Origin of the sequence: Albidovulum inexpectatum, from assembly GCF_002927635.1 — a bacterium.
In the GTDB taxonomy this organism is placed as follows: Bacteria; Pseudomonadota; Alphaproteobacteria; order Rhodobacterales; family Rhodobacteraceae; genus Albidovulum; species Albidovulum inexpectatum.
On sequence record NZ_PRDS01000014.1, the window covers coordinates 1 to 25,809 of the forward strand.

A 25,809-nucleotide genomic window follows, 5' to 3' on the forward strand; every position below is an offset into this window, starting at 1 on the left:
TCGGCCTCATTCAGATAGTCGAAGAACTGATCCATCTTGTCACGATCGCCCTCATCGTCACCGGTCTGGGCGGCCTGGCGTTGCCTGCGGAGGGCGCGCAGGAATGACTTCAGACGCCGCTCGACCTCGTGCAACGTCGGCAGGTCGTCTTCGAACCGCAGAGCATGGAATGGAATCGTGGTCGTGGCACGGGGCATCGCAGAATCCTTTCGTGGCGCGACAGGGCTTGCCGTGCCGTTGTCCTCACCGCCGGGGCGGGCGGGACTGATGGGTGTGAAAGGTTCCGGAACCTGATTGCCTCCAGTGACGCGATCCGGGGCGGCGTGTCAAATCAGGGGGGACGGGAAGCGGATGGCAAGCAGGTCGGGCGCAGGGTGATGCCTCACAAGCCATTGTTTTTACGACATAATCTTCGTTGAAAGCCGACTACCGCATCAACCAGCCTACCACCTTGCGCGCACTATTTCGTTCCTTTGCGCGCACTTCTGGTTATTTTGGCACTTATTGCCAAAGCAACCAGAAGTGCGCGCAAAAAGAACAAAGGGTGATTCGGCGATCTCGAAAAGCCAAGCTTTTTCAATGCGTTACGAGACTAAAAATTCGCTCGAAAACAATAAATTCGCGCAGGCAACAATAAGCCCGCGCAAACTTTTTTCGAAGTTTTTTTGCATGCCGCCGGCCTCACTGCCAGCATGAAAAAAGCCCGTGTTTGGGACACGGGCTTGCATGAAGGTCGGATTGTGGGTGGCGCTACTGCCGCAGCGCTTCAAGGAAGGGATGATCCTTGCGGTACATCGTCTCGTACGCTCTGTGGGTGAAGGGGGTCGCCGCGCGGTTGGCCTGCGTTTTCGAGACCCAGGCGTCGATGAAATGCCCCACTTGCAATTCAACTGCCCTGGCAACGCGCGCAACTCCGACGGCGCCGATGGTCAGCTTGATGATCAGGCCCCAACGAAAAGCACCGGCCGTTGCAAGGCGGTGGTAGAAGTCTTCGGTGAGGATGGCCTCATCCACCTCGAGACCGGCCTGCAGGGCATAACTGCCGACGATCTCATGGACCGTGTCATAGTCTTCTGGCAGTGAAACATCTTCAAACTCGATGCGATTGACCAACCGGTGGAGTTGGGGCTCTTGGCGCAGGTAATCTTCCAGTTCCGGTACCCCCGAAAAGATCAGGATGAGGGGCCAGTCATGGGACTTCATGAGCGTCTTGAACGAGTCGAGGATCGCAAGCCGGTCGGCCTCATTCTTCTTGCGGAAGATGTGCTGTGCCTCGTCGTAGTGGATCCCCACGACCCCGGCGAGCCGGGCCTCGGTCACGACACGCTCCCAGATCTCAGCCTGGGTTAAACGTGCCTTGTCGTTGAGCGGGTATTCCAAGGCCCGGATCGTATTGCGCCCCAGATCCTTCCAGCTCTGCGTTCCACTCAGAATGCACTCGGCGAACCGGGCCGGGCGGCCGCCCGGCAACGGAATGCCGCTTGCGTTGAACCGTTTGAGAAGTTCGGCAATCTCTCTGGTCTTCCCGCTTCCGGATTGCCCAGTCACAAGGATACACTCGGTCTCGAACCGCGCTCCGCTCTCCAGGTTGCCGAGATGCTGGCTGAACACCCGGGCGAACTCGGTCTTGAGCCTCGTGGCCCGTTCAAGGGGAAAGACCCGATCGGCGGTGCTTGCCGCCGTGCTGCGGATGCCGGGGATGACGAATTCACTCACAGTTTGCTCTCCTTTATGGGTTTGAAGGTCCGGCCTGGCCTGGGGGCGGTGTCCGGGGTTTCGGGCGGACCTTTCTGATCGTGGCCATGGTCCTTCCGAGATTCAGGCATCGCGTCTTCACGCATACTTGCCGGCGGGCTTTCGATTTCTGAAGCAGGCAAGGCTGCGGGAGGGGTACTCTCGTCGCGCTTCATGACCTGGCCGGGGAGTGTCGTGGGTGCGGAACGTGGCAGCGGAACCAATTCCACATGCGCCATCTCTTCCGCCAGCCGTCGGTATTTTTCCATCCGCTCATAGGACGAAGGCAGGTTGGAATCCGGAAAGTAACCGGACTCCCTGACGCGACGGGCACGGGCCTTTTTGAGATGCTCTTCGTGCAACGCGCGTTTTTCCGGGTTGTCTTCAACCGCCGCCCGCATGACAGCAATGGCCTCTTCCAGGGTCAGGTCGGCAAAGGTGGTCATCCGCAAATCTGCGGTCATCACGTCTTTGGTCTCATCGCTGATCACCGTGACGTGTCGCAGATCGTCCGGGTTCAGGAAGACCGTCACGCGTTTCCGCTTGCCGCCTGCGAATTTCTGCAGCTCACCCGAGTTGTACGGGATCCCGAAGATCTTGACCCCTTCGGACGAGGTTGTTGCCGTGGCTTTTTCCCCCAGGTGGATGCGCAGCATCTCGGTATCCGGCGCGTCGATTTCGCCAAAGTATTTGGTGACTTCGTCGAGCTTCTGCATCGGGGTCGCGCTGAACATGCCGGTGCCGTTGTGACGATCATGCGGGTATTCATCGACGAAGAAGCGCGAAACATACCCCATCAGTTTCTCCGGAGTGAGTTCCGCATTCTTCTTGCCGTCATATCCATTCAATTCCCCGGGGCCACTTCCAACATAACCGGGCAGGAAGTTGAGAAGCCTCCACTGGAGGGTGCCGAACGGGCGTTCCCCGAAGGAATTGTCGACCGAATTGTATGTACGGCCGGTCACGATGGTCGTGCCCATGCCAAGCAGGCTGGCATAGATGTCCTCGTTCCTGGTCGCCGTACCGTTGTCCGACTTCACAAGCTTCGGCCGGACTGGTGGGGCCGGATCGTGCGTGCAGCCATAGCGGATCTTCTCTCGCGTCTTGTCGCGCATCGCCATCCGCAGAAGTTTCTTCTGGTGATCGCCATCGGCGGTTTCGGAAAGCAACCAGGCCAGAGGCAGGCGCGTTGCCAGATCCATCATGTAGAACAGCCACAGGCGCCGGACCTCGCCCTCCTCCAAAGGCGTACCTTCTTTTTTTCGGTCGATCTCCCTGATCTTTTCTTCGCCCGATGAGTCCGTAAAGATCGACAAATAGACTTGGTCGGTCACGCAGGTCTCTCCGAATTTCAGGGCCCGAATATCGGTGGAGCCGGCGCCGAACTTGTTCTGGGCGTATCGCCCGCCATTGCGGCCAATCTCCTTGACGAGCGAGCTCTCCGCCTTTGCCCGTTTCCGGACAGTAGTGATCGACGGAAACTCAAACCCCTGCAGAACCGCCTCCTCAGGAACGTCGAATACCTCCTTGGCATCCGTGTAGAGCGTGCCAAGTTTTGGTTGCCTGAGGTCGAGGAATTTATCGAGGACGAAATCGATGAACCGCTCCTGAGTCATGCAGAGGCGGCTTTTCCCTTTCTGCCAGCCCTTCTTGTTGTGCCGACGCATGAGGACTACGGGATTGCGATCGAACTCCAGGAAAACTTGGCGCATCTCCTGGAGTTTCCGCCCTTTCGGGAGCGCGTGTGGGTTGGACGCACTCCCGATATTCGCGCAGCGGAACAGCTTCGTGTCTCCCGACAGTTTGACGGCCATCTTGCGCAGACGCTTCCTGACATCCCTGCGATCGAGATAGCGTTGCGTGAGCTTCGCGCCACTGGCCTCGAGCTTTTCCATGGCATGCACGAGGCCCAATCGGGCCCGCACATCCCGGCGCTCCTGTTCCGGAAGCTGCTCAACGCGCTCATAGCCGCCCGTATACTCCAGCAGCTTCCTTTTGCTCTCGGCCTCTTTCGGGGTGATGAGGTGGGCATCGCCACACTTCAGGGCCTCGTCCACCCGATCGAATGACAGCGTGACGCACTCGCCATCCTCGAGGCTTTCCACGGCGTACCCGCCCGGATCCTTCCCGACGACATGCCACCGCCGCCGGTCAAGGATCAGTTCGGACCCCTGCGGAACCTTATAAAGAGCACGCGGCGCCATCAGGCCAGCCAGATCCGGGAATGCGGCCAGATGACCGCGTGCCAGTTCGCGCCCAGGAGCCCTTGGCCAATCAGCCGCAGGATGGCGTCAAAGGTCTTGCCCGAAGGCAGATCGCAGCGCGCGATCAGGTCTTTCATGAGCCAGAACGTGGTGCTGCGGGCGCGATCCAGAACATACGCGTCAACGTCCGGGTCCGCGGCTTTCGAGGCTTCCCAGACCCGAAGCAGGTTGTCCCGGTATCCTCGCGTGTATTGATCCCCGTTCACGACGACCTTGTCATCGGCGAAAGATTTTGGTGTCGCCTCGAAGATCGCTTCGATTTCGGCCTGGGTTTCCGGGCGCGCGAGGCTCCGGCCGTTGCGTACGAACACCGCCCGCCGAAACCCGTCGCGAAAGGTAATCCGCAGATCGAAACTGTGGGACCGCAGCTTTCCGTTGCGGCCACGATACGGGATGGGCGGAAGCTGAACCTCCAGCCCATACAATTCAGGGCTCAACAACGCCTCCAGTGCAACCGCCATCTCGCGCTGCCCATCGAAGTGATAGACCTTGCGCTGACCGCCGGTCGCAGGCGTTGCGATTGCCATTGATACCCGAGAGGTCGTCGAACTGCGGGTCAGCGGATTGCGATAGCCATCATAAGGCAGGACGCCGAAGATCGGCCCCACCCGCAGGGCAGGCTGCTTTTTCTGTTCGCCGAGCGAAGTATCCCAGTCCTGTTGATTTGCCATGACTTCTCCGTTCCCGAACGCCGGTGCGATCGAGTTCATGCATTTCCATCGTCGGGACAGGGATCGCGCTTGCCTGGGCCGTTTTCGGCCTCTAGTCTGGCAAGAGTTGACGGGCGATCTGCCCCACCTTCATGGCACGCTTTCGGGCGTGCCTTTTTCTTTGACCCCGTTGGAACCCGGTGCGGCCCCCTCGGGGCGAGACGAAGCGCAACGTTCAGGGCGTTGCGATTCGAGTCAATTATTATTTTATTTCATGTAGTTAGACTTTCCTTCCCACTAAAATATTCGCACTCCGAACAGCCTGCGAATTCTGCAGTCACCCCCGTGGTGACCGGTCTTGCCGCTGCTCGGTAACGACGACCTATGAGGAAAATTTTCGTCCTCAAAGTCCCCCGGCGCAAAATTCGGATGGTTTATGTGGATAACCTGTTCGAACTGGCCGTGGGCTGGGGTTGTTCAGTGAAATTGGAACCATTCGCTTTCGAGGTCGGAACGGACGCTTCGAAGGAGGCGGATCAATATCTTGCGGTCGTGGATTCCAGCTGCGCCAGATGTAGAAGCCGAAAGGAACAGCGGCATTGATACCCGAGGGTATGGGTAGGTCCGGCCAGGTCGGCGCAGTCCTCGGCTGGATTTTCCCGGCAGGGTCTTTCTAACCGCTGCAAGCACGTGGGCAACCCTCACCACGCACGCCTTGCAGGTCTCTCAGCCATTCGCACTCATGCCCGCGAACCGGTCGACGGTCAGGAAGATGCCATTGCCGGACATAGCAAAAACTGGCCGCGGGATTTTCGGTCGAGGAAGGGTTTTCGCGGCCTGAGAGGCCGGAAATATTTCCTACCAGCTCGAAGGATTTTTTGCCCACCTTGGCCTGTACGGGGCCCTCGTTCCGCCTTTGCCTTGAGCTGAAGCCAAAAAATGCTGCTCCGCTCACCTTGTCAGCTCAGCGCCAGCCAATGATGAAAGTTTCAATTCCCGATTGAATCTAATAGCCATTTCGGCCATTTCTGGGGCCGGGAGGACCACCCATGACCGCACTTTCCGCCCGCGACGCCAAGTACAACTTCGGCCGTCTGATCGACCTCGCCCGCGCCGAGCCGGTGGTGGTCGAGAAACACGGGCGCCCGGTCGTCGTGGTCCTGTCCGTCGAAGAATACGAAAGGCTGACCGGCAACAAGGTCGCCCCATCCCGACTGGAAGGTGAAGAGTGATGGCAACGAAGAACAACGCCCCCCTCGGCATCGAGGCAGAGCTGTTCAAGGCCGCCGACAAGCTGCGCGGCAACATGGAGCCGTCGGACTACAAGCACGTCGTGCTCGGCCTGATCTTCCTCAAGCACATCTCCGACAGCTTCGAGGCCAAGCACGCCGAGCTGATGGCCGAATACCCAGGAGGCGCTGAAGACCGCGACGAGTACCTCGCCGACAACATCTTCTGGGTGCCGAAGGAGGCCCGCTGGTCTCACCTGCAGGCCAACGCGAAACAGCCCACCATCGGCAAGATCATCGACGACGCCATGCTGGCGATCGAAAAGGACAACCCGTCGCTCAAGGGCGTGCTGCCCAAGGACTATGCCCGCCCCGCGCTCTCGGCGATCATGCTGGGCGAGCTGATCGACCTCATCGCCAACATCTCCACCCGCACCGAAAAGGGGCAGGAGCGGGACCTCTTCGGCCGCGTCTACGAATACTTCCTCAAGGAGTTCGCCGGCAGCGAAGGCAAGCGCGGCGGCGAGTTCTACACCCCCCGCTCGGTCGTGAAAACGATGGTCGAGATGCTACAGCCCTACAAGGGCCGCGTCTACGACCCCTGCTGCGGCTCGGGCGGCATGTTCGTGCAGTCGGAAAGCTTCGTCGAGGCCCACGGCGGCCGCATCGGCGACATCGCCATCTACGGCCAGGAGAGCAACCACACCACCTGGCGGCTCTGCCGGATGAACCTTGCCGTGCGCGGGATCGACGCCGACATCCGCTGGAATTCCGAAGGCTCCTTCCACAAGGACGAGTTCCCCAGCCTCAAGGCCGACTTCATCCTCGCCAACCCGCCCTTCAACGTCTCCGACTGGGGCGGCGACCGGCTGAGTGACGATCCGCGCTGGAAATATGGCGTGCCGCCCAAGGGCAACGCCAACTTCGCCTGGCTTCAGCATATCCTCTACCACCTCTCGCCCACCGGCACGGCGGGCGTGGTGCTGGCCAACGGCTCCATGTCCTCCACCCAGTCGGGCGAGGGCGAGATCCGCAAGGCGATGATCGAGGGCGAGGTGATCGACTGCATGATCGCCCTGCCGGGACAGCTGTTCTATTCAACCCAGATCCCCGTCTGCCTGTGGTTCCTGGCGCGCGACAAGTCGAACGGCATCGCGCGGGACAAGCGCCTGCGCGACCGGCGCGGCGAGATCCTGTTCATCGACGCCCGCAAGCTGGGCCACATGGTGGACCGCACCCGGCGCGAGTTTTCGGACGAGGACATCGCGAAGATCGCCGACACCTATCACCGATGGCGCGAGGGCGAGGGCTACGCCGACATCCCCGGCTTCTGCAAGGCGGCGAGCCTTGATGAGGTGCGCCAACACGGCCACGTGCTGACCCCGGGCCGCTATGTGGGCGTCGAGGCGGCAGAGGAAGACGACACGCCCTTCCCGGAACGATTTGCCGAGCTGCAGGCCGAGCTGGAGGAGCAGTTCGCCGAGGCCGACCGGCTGACCGGAGTCATTCGCGAGCGACTGGCGGGGGTGGTCGATGGGTGAGTGGCGACGGTCTACTTGGGGTAACGAAATAACGCTCGAATACGGCAAGGCTATCAGAGGGTATCAAAACGCGGTAGGTCCATATCGTGTCTACGGGACAAACGGCCCAGTCGGGTGGGTAGACAAGCCATTGGCCCCCGGCCCAGGCATCATTCTTGGTCGAAAAGGTGCCTATAGGGGCGTCCATTTCTCTCCAAACCCGTTCTTCGTTATTGATACTGCCTATTATGTGAGGCCGAAGTCCAAAGATTTGGACATGCGGTGGCTTTATTACGCAATGGTTAACGATAAACTGGGGGAGATTGATGATGGGTCGCCGGTCCCATCGACACCACGCGCCGCAGTTTATCCACGAGCGCTGACGGTTCCCCCGCTCCCAGAACAACGCGCCATCGCGGCGGTTCTCTCGGCCCTTGACGACAAGATCGAGCTGAACCGGCGGATGAATGCGACGCTGGAGGCCATGGCGCGGGCCTTGTTCAAGGACTGGTTCGTGGATTTCGGCCCCACCCGCGCCAAGATGCAAGAGGCGGGGAGCGGCTCTGCCGCGACAGGGAATGCGGGGATCGAAGGCCGCGAGCCGTACCTCGCCCCCGACCTCTGGCCCCTCTTCCCCGCCCGCCTCGACGACCAGGGCATCCCCGAGGGGTGGGAGGAGAAATGCCTCCGAGACATATTGGAACTGGCCTACGGGAAATCCCTTCCGGCAAAGAAACGACTGCCCGGGGACGTGCCAGTATATGGCTCGGGCGGCATCACCGGCTTTCACAATGAAGCGCTGGTTGAGCACCCAACGATTATCGTTGGTCGGAAGGGCACTGTAGGAAGCTTGTATTGGCAACCCGCCCCTTGCTTCCCGATTGATACCGTCTTTTTCGTGAAGCCGAAGGTCGCCTTGGTGTATTGCTACTATCTGCTTCAAACCCTTGGGCTTGACCAAATGAACACGGATGCCGCCGTGCCCGGTCTCAACCGCGAAAACGCCTACCGCCTGCCCATTGTATGGCCCGGCTCGGCGGTGTTGGACGCATTCGAAACCCTGGTAGGTCCCCTGCGTAACCGCATGGACGCCAACGAACGCGAATCCCGCACCCTCGCCCAGACCCGCGACCTGCTGCTGCCCAGGCTCATGTGCGGCGAGCTCCGCGTGGCCGAGGCCGAGAAGATCGTGGAGGGCATGGTATGAGTGGGCCGGAACTTGCGGAGCAACCCTACTACGAGAAGCTTCCTTTGTGGCCAAGTTTTGATGTGGTCGACACATCCATCGATGGGCTCGTTCCCGCTTGTCGTGTGGAGAGCTGGAAAGCTTTCGTTGATATCATCAGTGTGGGCGAGGCGCGTGCGGCGCGTGAGGTCATTTACCGTGGGCAACGGCGTTACGATTGGCCGCTAGAGTCGACTTTGACCCGAGTCTTCGATGGAGGCGCGATCCCATCAGATATGGCCGACCGCATGCGCTCCAAGTTTCTTCTGATGATGCGTGGTCGCAGCTTTGACCTCTCCAAGCAGGACAGCAATGAGGTATGGGCATTCGGGCAACACTTTGGGCTGGCAACTCCGCTTTTGGATTGGACGGAGTCGCCCTTTGTTGCGCTGTTCTTTGCATTCGTAAGAGAAGACCCAAGGTATGAGAAGGAAAATCCAAGTCGAGCGGTTTTTTACTTGGATCGATCGAGACTAGAAGAAATATTGCCCGAGTTGTTTTTTGAGCCTTCTTTGGGTGAGAATGGTCGCCTCGTAAACCAGGCTGGCTTGTTCACGGTGACGCCGGACGGAAATGATAATCTCGTTACCTCGATATTGAATGCACTTTTGGATGTCGGCTCAATTGGTCCCGACGATCCGCAAGAGCTTTCTCAGTACATCGGAAAAATCCATATTCCAAACGAAGGTCGAGAACAGTGTCTGCACATGCTTCAAAAAATGAACATACATCACGCAAGTCTGTTTCCGGATCCATCAGGCGCCTCTGATTACTGCAATATTTGGCTTGAAAAATTGGTCTCCGAGAGACGCAAACAAAAAGAAAACAAATCGAAAGCTGATAAAAAGAGAATTGATGTTGCGGCGCAAGCAGTACGGGGAGAGGAGGCACCGAAGCTTGTTGCCAAAATACTGGAAAAAATAATCGGAGAAAATGCAGAAGATCTAGAAATATCGCGATTTGCGAACAGAATAGACGAGAAATTTGCTGAGGAAGCATCGACGGACTGGTGGCTAAGACCTGGAGCCAAGGCTAAACTGCGCGTTGCGTTCCGCCGTTTGCTTTCCTCGTTTGGGATTTCGCAGGAGCAAGTAGAACGGATCATTGAAGAGTTGATCCGATTCTATGAGATCCGCGCCCAACGCAAGGCCGATTAGATTTCAATGACCTTCCTCACCGAAGACGACATCGAGAAGGCCCTGATCGCCAGGTTCGGCGAGCTTGGGTATGCGAACGCGCCTGATGCCGTCATCGGCCCGGACGGCACCGCGCCCGAGCGAGCGGCCTATGATGACGTGATCCTGCACGGGCGGCTGGAAGCGGCAGTCGAACGGCTGAACCCCCACATTCCCGCCGAGGCGCGCGAAGAGGCGATCAAGCAGGTTCTGAGGTCGGAAAGCGCTTCGCTTGTCGAGGAAAACCGCAGGCTTCACCGGCTGATCGTCGAAGGCGTGAATGTGGAGTTTCACGCCGACGATGGGACCATTCGCGGCGACAAGGTGCGCCTGGTTGATTTTGACGACCCGGACGCCAACGACTGGCTGGTCGTCGACCAGATGGTCGTGATCGAGAACGGCCGCAACCGCCGGCCCGACGTGGTCGTCTTCGTGAACGGCCTGCCGCTGGCGGTGATCGAGCTGAAGAACCCGGGTGCCGAGACGGCGACGCTCACCGCCGCCTACAATCAGCTTCAGACCTACAAGGCCGAGATTCCTTCACTCTTTCGGACCAACGCCTTGTTGGTGATCTCCGACGGCACCTTGGCCCGGGTTGGCTCCCTTACAGCCAATGAGGAGCGCTTCATGCCCTGGCGTACCACCGATGGGCGCGAGGTGGCGCCGAAGGGCAGCCCCGAGATGGACGTGCTGATCGAGGGCGTCTTCGAGAAGCGGCGCTTGCTGGAACTCATCCGCGACTTCACCGTGTTTGGCGACACCGGCTCGGGGATCGTCAAGATCATCGCCGGCTACCACCAGTTCCACGCGGTCAAGAAGGCGGTTCAGAGCACACTTCGCGCAACTGCCGTCGATGGCGACCGCAAGGCCGGGGTGATCTGGCACACGCAAGGTTCGGGAAAGAGCCTGCTCATGGCGTTCTTCGCTGGCCAGCTGGTGCGCCACCCCCAGATGGAGAACCCAACCATCGTCGTGCTCACGGACCGCAACGATCTCGACGATCAGCTGTTTCAGACCTTTTCCATGTGCCGCGATCTGATCCGCCAGACTCCCGAGCAGGCGGAGAGCCGCGAACATCTGCAACAGGTCCTGAACCGTGTCTCCGGCGGGATCATCTTCACGACCCTGCAGAAGCTGTCGGAAGGTAAGATGACCGACCGGCGCAACGTGGTCGTTATCGCCGATGAGGCCCACCGGAGCCACTACGGATTCCGAGCAAAGATTGACCCGAAGACCGGCAAGCGCACCTATGGTTTCGCGAAACTCCTCCGGGATGCGCTGCCCAATGCGTCTTTCATCGGCTTCACCGGAACGCCGATCGAAAAGGACAATGTGAACACCCCCGCCGCCTTTGGCGACTACATCGACATCTACGACATCACCCGCGCGGTCGAGGATGGCGCGACGGTGCCCATCTACTACGAGAGCCGACTGGCTCGCATCGAGCTGCCCGAGGAGGAGAAGCCGAGGATCGATGCCGAGATCGAGGCGCTGACAGAAGACGAAGCCCTTTCTGAGCAGGAGAAGCTCAAGCAGAAATGGTCAAACGTCGAGGCGCTGGTTGGAGCCGAGAAGCGCCTGAAAATGGTCGCGGCCGATATCGTCCAGCATTTCGAGCGGCGGCTCGCCGCACTTGATGGCAAGGGCATGATCGTCTGCATGAGCCGGCGAATCTGCGTCGCGCTTTACAACGAGATCGTGGCGCTTCGTCCCGAGTGGCATTCCGACGATGACAATGCAGGCGTCATCAAGATCGTGATGACAGGGTCGGCATCGGATCCGGCGGATTGGCAACCACACATCGGCAACAAGGCGCGCAGGGATCTGATCGCGAAGCGCGCCAAGGATCCGGACGATCCGCTGAAACTCGTGATCGTTCGCGACATGTGGCTGACGGGTTTCGACGCCCCGTCGATGCATACGATGTACATTGACAAGCCGATGCAGGGTCACGGGCTAATGCAGGCCATCGCTCGGGTGAACCGCGTCTTCCGGGACAAACCCGCCGGTCTCGTGGTGGATTACATCGGGATCGCGCAAAGCCTGAAGAACGCGTTGGGCCAGTATTCCGAGAGCGACCGGCGCCAAGCCGGCATTGATGAGGCCGAGGCGGTGGCGGAAATGCTGAAGCGCTACGAGGTCGTTCGGGATCACTTCCATGGGTTCGACTACAGCCAAGCCTTGAACGGGGAACCGTCAGATCGCCTCCGGACGCTCGCCGCAGCAATGAACTGGATCCTGGAGCGCCAGCACGCGGCAGCCGCCAAGGAGGCAGACGAAGAAGCAAGAAAGAAGGCCCTTCGGCGGTACCAAGACGACGTCCTTGCGCTATCGAAAGCGTTCGCCTTGGCAGCGGCCAGCGAAGAGGCTCAGACAATTCGCGATGAAGTCGGTTTCTTCCAGGCCGTTCGGGTGGCGCTTGTAAAGGCGACGCAAGGTACAGGTGGCTCGGCCGCCGACAAGCGCCTTGCCGTTCAGCAAATCATCGACAGGTCCGTGGTTTCAACAGAGATCGTCGATATCCTCTCGGCGGCCGGCCTCAAGTCGCCAGATATCTCGATACTATCGGATGAGTTCCTGGCAGAAGTCCGGCAGATGGAACAAAAAAACCTAGCGCTTGAGGCCCTCAAGAAGCTGCTGAACGACGAGATCAGATCTCGCGCCCGGTCAAACGTCGTCGAGAGCAAGAAGTTTTCTGAGCGGTTGGAGCAGGCCGTTGCGCGGTACCACACGAATGCGATCAGCACTGTCGAAGTGCTCCAAGAGCTGATCGAACTGGCGCATGACATTCGAGAGGCCAGGAAGAGGGGCGAGGAAGAAGGCCTGACCGAGGAAGAGATCGCCTTCTACGACGCTCTCGCCACCAATGAAAGCGCGATCGAGGTCCTTGGGAACGATTCACTCAAGCTGATCGCGCACGAGCTTCTGGAGAGCCTCAAGTCGAACGTGACTGTGGACTGGTCCCATCGCGAGTCCGCAAGGGCACGCATGCGGGTTCTGGTGAAACGCATCTTGCGTAAGTACGGGTATCCTCCAGACCTGCAGGACGCTGCGATCAGGACCGTTCTGCAACAGGCGGAAGCGCTGTCTTCGCAATGGGCCAATTGAGTGCCGTTGGTTCGAGAAAACAATGTTGATTTGAACCCACCGCGAGGCGCGGCACCGCTGGCAGCGCGCTCCACACCCGTCGGGACGCTGGCGAACGTCCGATCCCGGTCATTTCTGCGAGAATGCCACCCACATCAAAGTGTTCAGGTTTCGTTACAAAATAATGACGTGTTTCCAGAGCCTTGCGAAAAATTCACCAAATCTGCGCAGTCAACAGGTTCAGAGAGTATCGGCCCGGAGAGACCGATTTCAGGCCTTCGGCGCCGCCGGCGGTGAACAGCCCCTCCCGCATAACCCTCGAAAACAACGGAAAAATCCGGGCGCGCGCGAGGCAAGAGAAACAGTTCGGGAAAACAAGTGGCGGAGGGAATGGGACTGCGGTCGGACCTTCTCTGCCGTTAACCCATTGATTTTAATTTCGATATGATCACTCCTACCCTCCAAGCGAATGACAACGGTTCCCCCACCGCACGCTGCAATCTTGATACCGATCAGATTCCGTCTGCCCGAAGCCAGTAGTTGGTGGCGTGGAGTGTGCCCCATTCAGCCATTCACTGCGCGCCGTCTCAAGGATAATGATGCGGAACAAAGCCGACCTCTCATTCGTAATTCCTAGCGTCTGCCGTTGGTCCATCGCGACCATGGTCGCTTGTCAGAACTTGCGGCAGTTCATGCCAGTTGCTTACGGCGAAATGTCATGCATGATCGTGAAAACTGATCCTGTAGGACGCAATGATAAAAAGTCAGATAACCCTAAAGCAACTCGAAGCTTTTGCCTTTGTCGTGGACACTGGCACCTTCCGCGCCGCCGCAACTGCTCTCGGAACGACGCAACCCAACATCTCATCCCGGATTTCTGCTCTGGAAATGGCTTTGGATGTCACGCTTCTCTATCGAGATGCAGGTTCCGTACGCCTGACCGAGAAGGGTCGGGAGCTCCTCGTTCTAACACGGGACATTCTTCGCGCCGGAGAAGCCCTGTTGGAGGCAGCGGGACGGCAAGAGTTGATCCAAGAACGCCTTCGGCTTGGTGTCACAGAACTTGTGGCTTGCACATGGCTGCAAAATTTCCTGCGGCTTTTGCGACAAGAGTACCCAAACCTGCGCGTCGAGCTGGAGGTCGATCTATCCCGTCAGATTGAAGAGCGCTTGCGCGAGGGACGGCTCGATCTGGCGCTGCAGAACGGTCCTTTTGCATTTCAAGCCACCGGCGAAAAGGCGTTGGCCGAGGAACCTTATGTCTGGGTCGCCAACACGGACCTTGCGAACGAGCTGGCAGGCGGGACATCGGTCGCGCGTTTCTTTGACAAGGCCGTCTTGACCCATGCCCGTCATACGAGCGCTGCGCGTGCGCTGCACGATCTTGCTGCAACGGAGGGCTATGACGCGGGCAAGATCATTCACTCAAGCGCTCTGTCCGCGTGTCTTCCGATGGTCAATGAAGGCTTGGGGGTTGCGTTGCTGCCCCGCTCCCTGGTCTCGGAGGAGATGAAAGACGGACGCTTGCAGTCTCTCAAGTCGGATTGGATTGCGCCACCGCTTTCGTTTTTTGCCCGTTTCAACGCGGATCGTGCACCGCGCTTCGTTGCCAAGGCTTGTGAGATTGCAGCATCCGTTCGGCCAGCGGAAGTGTAGGATAGCTAAAATTTATCGGGCGTAGAAAATCTATTGATTTGATTTCTGCTTTCGTGCGGGACCTAATGCGATGAATTCAGGTGCTGCAGTGGAGATCGCAATGAAGGCCGAATCTATTCGCATGGGCGTCGACATCGGCGGCACTTTCACGGATGTCGTCCTCGAAAAGGGCGGCGAGCAATTCTCGGTCAAAGTCTTGACGACCTATGCTGCGCCGGAAAACGCTATCATCGACGGTATGCATCAGGTTTGCGCCAAGGCTGGTGTGGATCCCTCAGCCATTGAGCAGATCATCCACGGAACAACTCTGGCCACCAATGCGCTGATCGAACGGCGCGGAGCCAAAACGGCTTTGATCACCACGGAAGGCTTCCGTGATGTGATCGAGATGCGCACCGAAAGCCGGTTTGAACAATACGACCTGAACCTGAACCTGCCTGATCCGCTGTTGCCGCGTCAGATGCGTTTCACTGTCCCGGGACGGGTGAACGCCAAAGGCGAAATACTCGTCGATCTTGATCGCACGGATGTCGAGGCAGTGGTGGACCGGATCGCGGAAGCGGGGTTCGAAAGCGTCGCCGTGGGGCTCATCCACTCGTACCTGAACCCTGCTCATGAGGAATTGGTGCGCGAGGTTCTGGCTGAAAGGCTGCCCGATGTGTCGGTGTCGATCTCTTCGGAAGTCTCGCCCCAGATGCGGGAATACGAGCGGTTCAATACGGTCGTCGCAAACGCCTATATCAAGCCCTTGATGGCCTCGTATCTTGGGCGGCTAGAAGATCGCCTGCGCCGTGAAGGTGTCACCTGCCGCATCTTCCTGATGCATTCAGGCGGCGGGATCATCTCGATCCAAAACGCTGCCGAGTTCCCAGTTCGGCTGGTCGAAAGTGGACCTGCCGGGGGCGCAGTGTTCGCAGCACATATCGCGGCGCGCTATGGTTTGGACAAGGTGTTATCGTTCGACATGGGTGGCACCACGGCCAAGATCTGCCTGATCAAGAACCAGACGCCAAAGACCAGCCGCGTGTTCGAGGTCGCGCGCACGTATCGGTTCAAGAAGGGGTCGGGCATGCCGATCTCGATCCCGGTGATCGACATGGTCGAGATTGGGGCGGGCGGCGGAAGCCTTGCCCATGTGGACGGCATGCGGCAAATCCGTGTTGGCCCCGAAAGTGCCGGGTCCGAGCCTGGGCCCGCTTGCTACGGACGCGGCGGCACGCGTCCCGCCGTCACGGATGCCGATCTTGTGCTGGGAAAGTTGGACCCGAACAATTTTGCCGGTGGTTCGATCGCCCTCCATCCCGATCAATCGCAGAAGGCGTTGAGCGCACATGTCGGTGACATTCTGGACATGGACGCGGTCGAGGCCGCCTTTGGCGTGGCCGAGGTGGTGGACGAAAACATGGCCAACGCGGCCCGCGTTCACGCCGTCGAGAATGGCGAGGACCTGAGCGAGTACACCATGATCGCCTTCGGGGGAGCCGCCCCGCTGCATGCCGGGCGTCTTTGCGAAAAGCTGGGGATCGAGCGGCTGCTCGTGCCGCCGGGTGCAGGTGTGGGGTCTGCCATAGGCTTCCTGCGCGCGCCGTTCAGCTTTGAGGCCAACCGGTCGGTCTACATGAAGCTGAGCGATTTCGATGCGGACAAGATCAAAAGCCTGCTGACCGATCTCAAGGCCGAGGCAACGGGTTTCGTGCGCACCTGCGATGACGTCAGCCCGATCCTGTCAGAGTTCAAGGTCTACATGCGCTATACCGGTCAGGGTTGGGAAATCCCGGTTGATCTGACCGAAGATCAGGCGATGAACCCCGACGCCGCGACCTTTGAGGCCCGTTTTGAAGAGGACTACACCAAGCTTTTCGGACGCCCCGTCGCGGGCATGGATATCGAGATCACCGTCTGGTCGGTGAACGCCACCACGCCACCGGAAGAGGTCGCGCGCATTGAAACGACAGACGGCGATGCACCGGTTGCTCTGAACGGCACGCGGCAGATCTTTGATGCGGCCTCCGGGAAGTACCTTGATGCCCATGTCATCGACAGGAGCCTCATGGAGGCAGGCCAGCGTGTACATGGTCCAGCCGCCGTAACCGAAGCTGAGACGACCATCATCGTGCCCGCCAGTCGGGATGCCATCCGCCAACCGGACGGATGTATCGACGTGGTGGCGAAGGGAGCTGTCCAATGACCCAAGAACACTCGAAAGTCGCCTATCAGGTCATGTGGAACCGCCTGATTTCGGTCGTCGAAGAACAGGCGCAGGCACTGGTGCGCACGGCGTTCTCAACCTCGGTCCGCGAGGCCGGGGACCTGTCGGCGGGCGTCTACGACACCCATGGCAACATGCTGGCGCAAGCCGTCACAGGGACGCCGGGCCATGTCAACGCAATGGCCGATGCGGTCGCGCATTTCATCCGCCGGATTGGGCGGCAAAACATGTTCGAAGGCGATGTCTACATAACCAATGACCCTTGGGAGGGCACGGGGCACCTGCATGACATCACCATGGTGACGCCGTCTTTCCACAAGGGCACGCTGGTGGGCTTCTTCGCCTGCACAGCCCACATCGTAGACATCGGCGGGCGCGGCTTTGGCGCGGATGCGCAGAGTGTCTATGAGGAAGGTCTGTACATCCCGATCATGAAGTTCGCGGATCGTGGTGTGGTCGATGAAACACTTGTCCGCATCATCAGGGGCAACGTACGGGAACCTGACCAGCTGATCGGTGACATCTATGCGCTGGCAACCTGCAACGAGATCGGACACCGCCGCCTGATCGACATGATGGAAGAGTTTGACCTCGACCATCTGGACGGCATCGCGGAGTTCATTCTGGACAATTCGCGCCGGGCGACGATCGAGGCGATCGCTGCATTGCCGCAGACATCCGCCACCGGCGAGATGACGATGGACGGCTTTGATGTGCCCATCACGCTGAAGGTGAAGGTCAGCGTTGAAAAAGACCGTATCGTCACCGACTTCACCGGAACGTCCGGCCTCGACAAGAAGGGCATCAACTGCCCGCTTGTCTACACCAAGGCCTACGCCTGCTACGCGCTCAAAGTGGCGATTGCGCCGGAGATACCGAACAACGCAGCCTCGCTTGCTCCGTTTGAAATCACAGCACCGGAAAACTCTATCGTCAACGCGCTGCACCCCGCGCCTGTCGCTCTGCGTCACATCGTGGGGCATTTTGTGCCGGATGCGGTCTACGACGCCTTTGACAAGATCGTACCGGGTTTGGTGCCTGCCGAAGGCGCGGGATGTCTGTGCAACTTCCAGGTCAGCCTGCGCCCGCGCAGCGATGCGCCAGCCCCCGCGGATGCGCGCAGGTCCGAAGTTTTGACCTTCAACTCCGGCGGTTCCGGCGCGCGGCCCGAGCACGATGGCCTGAACGCCACGGCCTTCCCCTCCGGGGTCATGACGATGCCCATCGAGGCCACAGAACACGCAGGCCCCGTCATCATCTGGCGCAAGGAATTGCGCCCCGACAGTGGCGGCGCAGGCCGGACGCGCGGCGGTTTGGGGCAATACATGGAAGTCGGCGCGCAGGAAGGCCACGAGTTCGACATCCAAGCCATGTTCGACCGCAGCCAGTATCCCGCACGGGGTCGCCGCGGCGGCCGGAACGGCGCGCCGACGACGATTGCAATGGACGATGGAACGGCGATGCGCGTCAAGGGCAAGCAGTTCGTGCCCCACGGTCGCAGGGTGGTGATGGCCTTCCCCGGAGGCGCTGGCTACGGCAATCCGGCAGAGCGCCCCAAGGACCTTGTGAAACGCGATTTGGCACGGGGATATATTTCTGAAGAAACGGCTCGGACGGATTATGGATTGTCCGCCGAGGATATCGCGGCGGTTCAATCTGCCGTCGCCAGGGGGGAACAGATATGAGCAACCAAAGCCCAACACAGCAAAGCTATGACGTGGTCATCATCGGAGGCGCCATCATGGGCGCCTCGACCGCCTGGTTTCTGTCGGACAACAAGGATTTCGATGGCTCGGTCCTCGTCGTCGAACGGGACATGACCTATCAGAACTGCTCGACCACGCACACGAACTCCTGCATGCGGCAGCAATTCTCGACGGAACTCAATGTGCGGATCAGCCAGTTCGCCGCCGACTTCGTCAAGAACATCCGCAGCTATATGGGCGGCGATGAACGCGTGCCGGAGCTTGGCATCCGCTCCTTCGGATACATGTACTTTGCCGACAACGAAGGCTTTGCCGATGTGCTACGCGAAAGCCAAAAGGTGCAATTGGCGGCTGGTGCGGCAACCCAGCTGATGACACCTGAAGAAATCAAGGCCGCTTACCCCTTTTACAATGTGGACGACATCGTGCTGGGGTCCATCAACCTGGTGGACGAGGGGTATTGGGACGGAGCCGCTGTCAATGATTGGTGGCGACGCCAAAGCCGCGAACGTGGTGTCGAATGGGTCCAGAACGAAGTTGTGGCGATAACCCGCAACGCTGCAGGCACCCGCGTCGAAAGCGTCACTCTCGCCTCTGGCGAAGTGATCGCCTGTGGTCAGGTCGTCAATGCGTCCGGCCCACGTGCGGCACGCACTGCCCAGATGGCGGGCATCGACGTGCCGGTGGAGCCGCGCAAACGCTATTCGTGGATATTCAAGGCCGAAAAACCGCTGGATCAAGACCTTCCGCTGACCATCGACCCCTCGGGTGTGCACGTGCGCGAAAACGGCGGCGGCACGTATCAGTGCGGCGGGCATTCCGACTACGACCCTGCGGTGGATTTTGACGATTATGCGATGGATCACTCCTTATGGGAAAGCCACGTCTGGCCCATCCTTGCGACCCGCATCCCGCAGTTTGAGGCGATCAAAGTGCAATCAGAATGGGCCGGGCACTATGCCATGAACACTTTTGATCACAACGCAATCATGGGGCCACACACAGAACTGTCGAACTTCATCTTCCTCAATGGCTTCTCCGGCCACGGGCTGCAGCAATCGCCCGCCATGGGACGCGGGACTGCCGAGTGGCTGACCTACGGCGAATACCGCGCGCTTGATCTGACACCGTTCAACTACGAGCGGATTCCGGCAAACAGGCCGATCATCGAGAAAGCCATTATCTGATGAAGCTTCCCGCCAATCCCTTTGCGCGCGCCATTGCAGCCGGTGAAAAACAGGTCGGGCTTTGGATCAGCCTTTGCAGCAACTTCGCCGCAGAGGTGGTGTCGACCGCAGGATACGACTGGGCATTGATCGACATGGAGCACAGCGCCAACGATTACTTCAGCGTACTCGGTCAGCTTCAGGCGTTTGCGGCGTCCCCGACCACGGCGCTCGTGCGGGTGGAATGGAACGACGCGGTTGCGGTCAAGCGGTTGTTGGATCTGGGTGCGCCGGGCCTGTTGTTTCCGATGATCCAATCGGTGGAAGAGGCCAAGCAAGCGGTCGCGGCGACGCGCTATCCGCCACACGGCGTTCGTGGCGTCTCGGGCGCGACCCGGGCAACGGCCTTTGGGCGCATCACCGATTACGTGGCTCGAGTTGAGGAAGAAACCGCTGTTCTCCTGCAACTGGAAACTCGCGCGGCGGTAGAACAGGCCGAAGCGATTGGCGCGGTCGATGGCGTCAGCGGTATCTTCTTTGGACCTGCAGACATTGCCGCCGATATTGGCAAGCTCGGCAAGCCGATGGACCCAGATGTCTGGGCCTTGATCAAACCGGCGGCGCAAAAGCTGATTGCCAAGGGCATGCCGGTTGGAACCTTGGTCACGGACCCCGCCTTTGCGGCTGACCTCTTGAACGAAGGCTTCACCTTTGTTGCCATTGCCACAGACACGGGGCTTTTGGCGCGGGCCGCTGATGCGGCCCTGGCGCAAACAAAGGGCGCGCTGCAATGAGTTTCGCCTCATCGCGTCTTGCTCAGGTCAAACCGTCCGCATCTGCCTGGGTCAGCCAGGCTGCAAAAGAGGCCAGGGCGCGCGGTGAAGACGTCATTGATCTCGGTCTTGGCGAGCCGGATTTCGACACACCCGACCACATTAAAGAGGCCGCGCATCAGGCGGCCCTACGTGGCGAGACAAAGTATCCTCCGACGAATGGCACACTCGCGATGCGGCAGGCCGTCGTGGACAAGTTCAAACGTGAAAACGCTCTGGACTACGCGCTAGACGAAGTGATCGTGTCAAACGGCGCCAAGCAGGTATTGTTCAACGCCTTCATAGCCACGCTGGAGCCGGGCGACGAGGTGCTGCTTTGCGCGCCCTATTTCGGTCAGTACAAGGACATCGTGTTGATTCTCGGAGGCGTGCCGGTGCCGCTGGAATGCCCGGCTGAGGCTGGCTTTCGCCTGACGCCTGATCAATTGCAGGGCGCCATCACGCCCAAGACCCGATGGCTGCTCTTGAACCAACCGTCGAACCCATCGGGTGCGGTCTATTCGGATGCCGAGATCACGGCACTCGGCGACGTGCTGGCCGATCATGAGCGTGTGTTGGTCCTGTCGGACGAAATCTATGAGCACATCCTGTTTGACGGGCGCGTGTTCAGATCTTTTGCGGCGCTTTGCCCGGGTTTGAAAGACCGCACCCTGACGGTCAACGGCGTGTCCAAAGCCTATGCCATGACGGGTTGGCGCATTGGCTATGGTGCTGGGCACAAGGAACTGATCGCGGCGATGACCAAAGTGCAAAGCCAGATCTCGTCCGGGGCGTGTTCCATCGCCCAAGCGGCTGCCGCGGCCGCATTGAACGGGCCACAAGATGAGGTCCGCAACTTTTGCCGGGCGTTCGAGGCGCGTCGTGACCTTGTGGTCGCGCGTGTGGCCCAGATCCCGGGCCTGACGCTCGACGCACCGGGCGGCGCGTTTTATGGTCTGATCGGCTGCGCCGGTCTGATTGGCGCCAAGACCCCTCAGGGCGATACGATTGAAACAGACACAGATGTGACCGCCTATCTTCTGAAGGCTGCGGGCGTCGCGGCCGTGCCCGGCAGCGCCTATGGCCTTTCACCGTTTTTCCGAATTTCAACAGCGGCCTCGGAAGAGGTTCTAAACGATGCGATGGATCGTATTGAACGCGCTGTTTCTGACCTCAAAGGACTGACTTCATGAAAAAGATCGTACTCACCGGCGCGGCGGGTCGCCTTGGTTCCTACCTGCGCGAACCACTTTCAAAGATGTGCCAGGAATTTGTATCCTCGGACATTGCGGACAGCGTCAAGAATCTTGCTGCGAATGAAACCTATGTAAAAGCCGATATCACCGATCTCGACGCCATGGTTGCGCTTCTGGAAGGCGCGGACATGGTCGTGCATTTCGGTGCGATCGGCGACGAAGCGCCCATGGACGTGCTGTGGGGACCGAACTTTTACGGCGCCTATACCGTGTGGGAGGCCGCCTACCGCAACAAGCTGCGCCGCGTCGTCTATGCATCGTCCATCCACGCGGTTGGCATGCACAAGAAGACGGATTTCATTGGCATTGATGCGCCGCACAAGCCCGATACGTTCTATGGGCTCGCCAAGTGTTTCGCCGAAGATCTCGCCTCTCTCTACTGGGACAAGCGTGGATTGGAATCCGTCTGCATGCGCATCCTGTCTTGCGCGCAGCCAACCAATTCACGCGCTGTGGGCACCTGGCTCAGCTATGATGATCTGATCCACTTGGTGGAACGCGCGATCACCACGCCCATCACAGGCTTCAGCGTGGTCTACGGTGTGTCGAACAACGATCGTGCACCTGTTGATAACGCCAAGGCGCATCACCTGGGCTACCGCCCGAAGGACAACGCTGAGCAATTCGCCGCAGAAATCTATGCGTCAGATGGCCCGCTGGATCCCCATGATCCCGCCAACACCCACCACGGCGGCCCATTTGCAGCCGTGGAGTTGGGCAATAGCGGCCTGGCCCATCTGAACCTCGGCGCAGACGATACCGGTAAGGACTAAACATATGGAAAAAGTTGCATTGATCACAGCGGGCGGTGCTGTCAGACGAATGCGAACCAGTCTCAGTGGGCCGCCAAACTCCCGATACTATGTGACCTGCCACTGAACTTTCATCCACTTGGGATCAGAGTCCTTTGGGTTGATACGCCGATTGGCGCAGGTTGAGCAACCGGCAGCTGCGCGGAGCTTTCATCTGGCGCAGCGCTGCTGCCGGTTGCGGTGAACAGGCGCTCGGCAAATGCCTTTGGTGTCTGATAGCCGAGTGCCGAATGGGGCCTTTCCTCGTTGTACAACTGAACGCCAGAACACCCACGTTACCGACCGGCGCGAGGTTCCTTATCCATGGCATCCCTGGTTCGGCAGATCGGTCTATGTCCATTCTGTGATCGACAAGCCCGGCGATGCCGTGTTCCGGTGCAATCTCACCGGCCGCCGGTCGGACCGGCTTCTGGAAGTTCCCATATGGATGTTTGACCGGGCAGCATGTGCTTCCTGCCGCCGTTCTGGTTCTGCGCGGCTCTGTTGCGCAAATCGAATTGGGGATTCATCCCTTGACTCCAGCGTGATAGCTGGGAGGCATGAGCAGACCATCACCCCCGACCTACAAGATCAGGAACTGGCGGACCTACAACGAAGCGCTTAAGCGCCGGGGCTCGCTGACAATCTGGTTCGATCCCGAGATGACGTGGGAGGCCAAGCCGACCGGCAAGCGTGGTCGACAGCCTACCTATAGCGACGCCGCGATCCAGACCTGCCTGACGATGAAAGTTCTGTTTGGCATGGCGCTCAGGCAGACGACCGGCTTCGTCGAAAGCCTTTTGCGGTTGAGCGGGCTGGACTGGTCGGTGCCGGATTTCAGCACCGTGTCACGCCGCCAGAAAACGCTGGCCGTGAACATCCCGTATCGGGGTTCGCAGGGGCCGCTACACCTGCTCATCGACAGTACCGGGATCAAGGTCGAGGGCGAAGGGGAGTGGAATGCCCGCAAGCATGGCGGCTCCAAACGCCGCGTCTGGCGCAAGGTTCACCTTGGGATCGACGAGAAAACACTGGAAATCCGAGCGGTCGAGTTCACCAGCAGCGATATTGGCGATGCACCCATGTTGCCGGAACTGCTCGACCAGATCCCGCCCGCTCAGGAGATAGGCAGTGTCACCGCAGACGGCGCCTACGATACCCGCAAGTGTCACAATGCCATCGCTGACCGCGGGGCAAATGCCGTAATCCCGCCCCGCAAGAACGCAAAACCCTGGAAGCCCGCCCCGGCAGGAGCCATTGCGCGCAACGATGCCCTCCGGGCGACGAAGTACCTTGGACGGGCACTCTGGCGAAAATGGAGCGGATACCACCGCCGGAGCCGCGTCGAGACAAAGATGCACTGCTTAAAACTGCTGGGCCAACGGCTGATGGCACGCAGACCTGACTGCCAGGTCGCCGAACTTCAGATTCGTGTTGCCGTAATGAACGACTTCACCGCACTCGGCATACCCGTCACAGAGGCGGTGGGATAAGTGTGTCCGGGGAAAGGGGAGGCATGGCCGCCACCTGATTTACGGAACAGAGTTGGGGGCAGTTGCCAGAATCGACGAGAATTGAGACACCTGCCACATGACATCGGATTGTTGTCGTCAGTGATGTCCTATCAGGGCCGACCCGTCTCTGTCATGTGAAGAACAACGCATCACCGCACCAGCCATTCCTCGACCGCATCCGACACGTCGCGCAGCTTGATCCAGCGCGCGCCCGTGGGTTGGCCCTTGCGTAGCCGCAGCTTGCCCATGAGGCCCACCGCCACCCATTCGGGCCGCTCGGCGCGCGGCGTGTAGGGCCGGGCCGGGTCGTATGCCGGATTGAGCGCCGGCCGGGTGCCCGCCGTCCTGACCGCATCCGCCGGCGGCACCACGCCAGAGGGCAGGCGGTCGGCCATGTAGCTGACGGGTTCCGGATCGTCCTCCGTCCCGGCGTTCCACGACAGGTACTCGCAGGGCTCTTCGATCACCGCGCCGTAATCGTCGCGCAGGTACTTGCCGGACCAGGCATTGCCCGCCGCATCGCCCAGCACCGTCGGGTTGGCCGAGACCACGCCGACGGGTTCCTCTCCGGGCTGCGCGGGGCGTACCTTGCCGCCCTCCAGCACCACCGCCAGCCCACGCCGGTCCTCGGCGTCGGGGTTTCCATCGGCCCATTCGAACATCTCGGCATAGTCGGCCCCAGCCCCGGAATAGGCCCCGTCCGCGTAGGTCGCGCCGTCGCCCGCCACGCGGAATTTAGGGTCAGAAAAACCGTTCGTGGTCATACGGATCAGGTTGAACGCGCTGCTGGCAGAGATGTCTGTGTCGATATCAACCACATTAGATGTGAATGCAGCATTGGTGGCCTTGAACCGTGCTACGGACTGGTTGGCAGTGTCATATACACTCAACTTCCGAGTCGGACTGGTAATACCTACCCCAAGCCCCGTTGCGGTCCACCTCCCCAGCGTCACACCTGCCACAAACCACTGGTGAAATGTCGCGCCGCTGGCATCCCGGGAAATGCGGTAGTCATTGGAGATGAACACGCCGTTGTCATCGAGTGACTTGATGAAGAACGAATCGCTTGAACTCACAAGGCCGACACTCTGGTACCCCGTCGTTCCGCTGGTATTTTTCAATATGATCGACGCTGAGGCACCTTCCAGCCATGCGTCCCCGGCCACGTGCAGCTTCTCGGTCGGGGTCGTGATGCCGAGGCCGACATTACCCGTCCCGTCGATCGACAGGGCCTCGGTCCAGGTCGTGCCATCGCCGGACACCTTGACCGAGAACCCGGTGCCGCCCATCAGCCCCATCTCGGCATGCCCCGTCCAGCCCGACTGGAACAGGACGCTGGCGGTATTGCTGTCCGACGCCTTGTTGATCTTGACCTGATGCCCGGCGCCGTCATGGCTCAGCAGCGTCGCGTCCGCCTTCACCGACAGCCGGTTGGTGGCGTCGGCCGTGGTGTTGATGCCGAGCATCGGGACATTCTGCATGAAATCTCGCCAGCTTGCGCCATCGAAGACCAGCAGAACCGCCTCATCCTCGATCCAGACGCGCCAGCCCGCTTGCGGCGCGAGCCGGACCCACGCCCCGCCGGAGAACAGCACCAGATCGCCATCCCAGCCGGCCCATGCACCCGTGGCGCCGGGTGCCACGATGTAGCGGTCGCCCTCGGCGGGGCTCGCGGGTGGCGCGGTCAGATCCCTGTCCTTGACCGCAAGCTGCACCAGCCCGTCGAGCCGATCGAGGGCCTCGTTGTGGGTGACATGCTTTTGCGCCTGTGCGGCGGCGATGTAGGGAAGCGCGAGGTTTGGCGTCGTCATGGAA

The 25,809-nt window shown here is 59.9% G+C and carries 17 protein-coding genes and 2 pseudogenes; 13 read left to right on the forward strand and 6 right to left on the reverse strand.

Going from position 1 to position 25,809, the window contains the following annotated elements:
• The 4 genes and pseudogenes from LV82_RS14180 to LV82_RS14200 form a co-directional block, all read right to left on the reverse strand.
• Positions 1-197: pseudogene (locus tag LV82_RS14180) on the reverse strand (AAA family ATPase); the annotation flags it as partial.
• Between the two features lie 553 nt (positions 198-750).
• Positions 751-1,716: an AAA family ATPase gene (locus tag LV82_RS14190; RefSeq protein ID WP_104072796.1), complete on the reverse strand. Its 966-nt coding sequence runs from the start codon at positions 1,714-1,716 to the stop codon at positions 751-753.
• On the reverse strand, positions 1,713-3,938 hold the full coding sequence (locus LV82_RS14195; RefSeq protein ID WP_104072798.1) for a Mu transposase C-terminal domain-containing protein: 2,226 nt from the start codon (positions 3,936-3,938) through the stop codon (positions 1,713-1,715). Before LV82_RS14195 ends, LV82_RS14190 begins: the two co-directional genes overlap by 4 nt.
• The gene (locus tag LV82_RS14200; protein ID WP_104072833.1) at positions 3,938-4,669 is read right to left on the reverse strand and encodes a hypothetical protein; all 732 of its coding nucleotides are present in this window, start codon (positions 4,667-4,669) and stop codon (positions 3,938-3,940) included. The genes LV82_RS14195 and LV82_RS14200 overlap by 1 nt, the downstream gene beginning before the upstream one ends.
• A gap of 1,028 nt (positions 4,670-5,697) precedes the next feature.
• Between LV82_RS14200 and LV82_RS14205 the strand changes: the two genes are divergently transcribed.
• From LV82_RS14205 to LV82_RS14260, 12 genes are all read left to right on the forward strand, one after another.
• Positions 5,698-5,880 carry a type II toxin-antitoxin system Phd/YefM family antitoxin gene (locus tag LV82_RS14205; RefSeq protein WP_072746518.1) on the forward strand — a complete coding sequence of 61 codons (183 nt, stop codon included), beginning with the start codon at positions 5,698-5,700 and terminating at the stop codon, positions 5,878-5,880.
• Entirely contained in the window at positions 5,880-7,418 is a 1,539-nt protein-coding gene (locus LV82_RS14210; protein ID WP_104072800.1) for a class I SAM-dependent DNA methyltransferase, read from the forward strand. The genes LV82_RS14205 and LV82_RS14210 overlap by 1 nt, the downstream gene beginning before the upstream one ends.
• Positions 7,411-8,604 carry a restriction endonuclease subunit S gene (locus tag LV82_RS14215; protein ID WP_104072802.1) on the forward strand — a complete coding sequence of 398 codons (1,194 nt, stop codon included), beginning with the start codon at positions 7,411-7,413 and terminating at the stop codon, positions 8,602-8,604. Before LV82_RS14210 ends, LV82_RS14215 begins: the two co-directional genes overlap by 8 nt.
• Positions 8,601-9,779: an FRG domain-containing protein gene (locus tag LV82_RS14220; RefSeq protein WP_104072803.1), complete on the forward strand. Its 1,179-nt coding sequence runs from the start codon at positions 8,601-8,603 to the stop codon at positions 9,777-9,779. Before LV82_RS14215 ends, LV82_RS14220 begins: the two co-directional genes overlap by 4 nt.
• Before the next feature lie 6 nt (positions 9,780-9,785).
• The gene (locus LV82_RS14225) at positions 9,786-12,905 is read left to right on the forward strand and encodes a type I restriction endonuclease subunit R (RefSeq protein WP_104072805.1); all 3,120 of its coding nucleotides are present in this window, start codon (positions 9,786-9,788) and stop codon (positions 12,903-12,905) included.
• Positions 12,906-13,637: 732 nt separating this feature from the next.
• A complete protein-coding gene (locus LV82_RS14230) occupies positions 13,638-14,540 on the forward strand; it encodes a LysR family transcriptional regulator (RefSeq protein ID WP_104072807.1) in 903 nt (300 codons plus the stop codon).
• Positions 14,541-14,640: 100 nt separating this feature from the next.
• Positions 14,641-16,728: a hydantoinase/oxoprolinase family protein gene (locus tag LV82_RS14235; RefSeq protein ID WP_104072809.1), complete on the forward strand. Its 2,088-nt coding sequence runs from the start codon at positions 14,641-14,643 to the stop codon at positions 16,726-16,728.
• A complete protein-coding gene (locus LV82_RS14240; RefSeq protein WP_104072811.1) occupies positions 16,725-18,434 on the forward strand; it encodes a hydantoinase B/oxoprolinase family protein in 1,710 nt (569 codons plus the stop codon). Before LV82_RS14235 ends, LV82_RS14240 begins: the two co-directional genes overlap by 4 nt.
• Positions 18,431-19,642, forward strand: a complete 1,212-nt coding sequence (locus LV82_RS14245; protein WP_104072813.1) for an NAD(P)/FAD-dependent oxidoreductase — start codon at positions 18,431-18,433, stop codon at positions 19,640-19,642. The genes LV82_RS14240 and LV82_RS14245 overlap by 4 nt, the downstream gene beginning before the upstream one ends.
• Positions 19,642-20,415, forward strand: coding sequence for an HpcH/HpaI aldolase family protein (locus LV82_RS14250; protein ID WP_104072815.1), 774 nt, complete (start codon positions 19,642-19,644; stop codon positions 20,413-20,415). The genes LV82_RS14245 and LV82_RS14250 overlap by 1 nt, the downstream gene beginning before the upstream one ends.
• Positions 20,412-21,626: a pyridoxal phosphate-dependent aminotransferase gene (locus LV82_RS14255; protein WP_104072816.1), complete on the forward strand. Its 1,215-nt coding sequence runs from the start codon at positions 20,412-20,414 to the stop codon at positions 21,624-21,626. The genes LV82_RS14250 and LV82_RS14255 overlap by 4 nt, the downstream gene beginning before the upstream one ends.
• Positions 21,623-22,462: an NAD-dependent epimerase/dehydratase family protein gene (locus LV82_RS14260; protein WP_104072818.1), complete on the forward strand. Its 840-nt coding sequence runs from the start codon at positions 21,623-21,625 to the stop codon at positions 22,460-22,462. Before LV82_RS14255 ends, LV82_RS14260 begins: the two co-directional genes overlap by 4 nt.
• Before the next feature lie 110 nt (positions 22,463-22,572).
• On the opposite strand, the pseudogene LV82_RS15295 reads toward LV82_RS14260, so the two are convergent.
• A pseudogene (locus LV82_RS15295) lies at positions 22,573-22,761 on the reverse strand (integrase core domain-containing protein); the annotation flags it as partial.
• Between the two features lie 279 nt (positions 22,762-23,040).
• On the opposite strand from LV82_RS15295, the gene LV82_RS14265 reads away from it, so the two are divergent.
• Positions 23,041-23,973, forward strand: coding sequence for an IS5 family transposase (locus LV82_RS14265; RefSeq protein WP_104072819.1), 933 nt, complete (start codon positions 23,041-23,043; stop codon positions 23,971-23,973).
• Positions 23,974-24,143: 170 nt separating this feature from the next.
• Here the strand turns inward: LV82_RS14265 and LV82_RS14270 are convergent, their stop codons facing one another.
• Entirely contained in the window at positions 24,144-25,805 is a 1,662-nt protein-coding gene (locus LV82_RS14270) for a DUF2793 domain-containing protein (RefSeq protein WP_104072821.1), read from the reverse strand.
• Positions 25,806-25,809 lie beyond the last annotated feature (4 nt).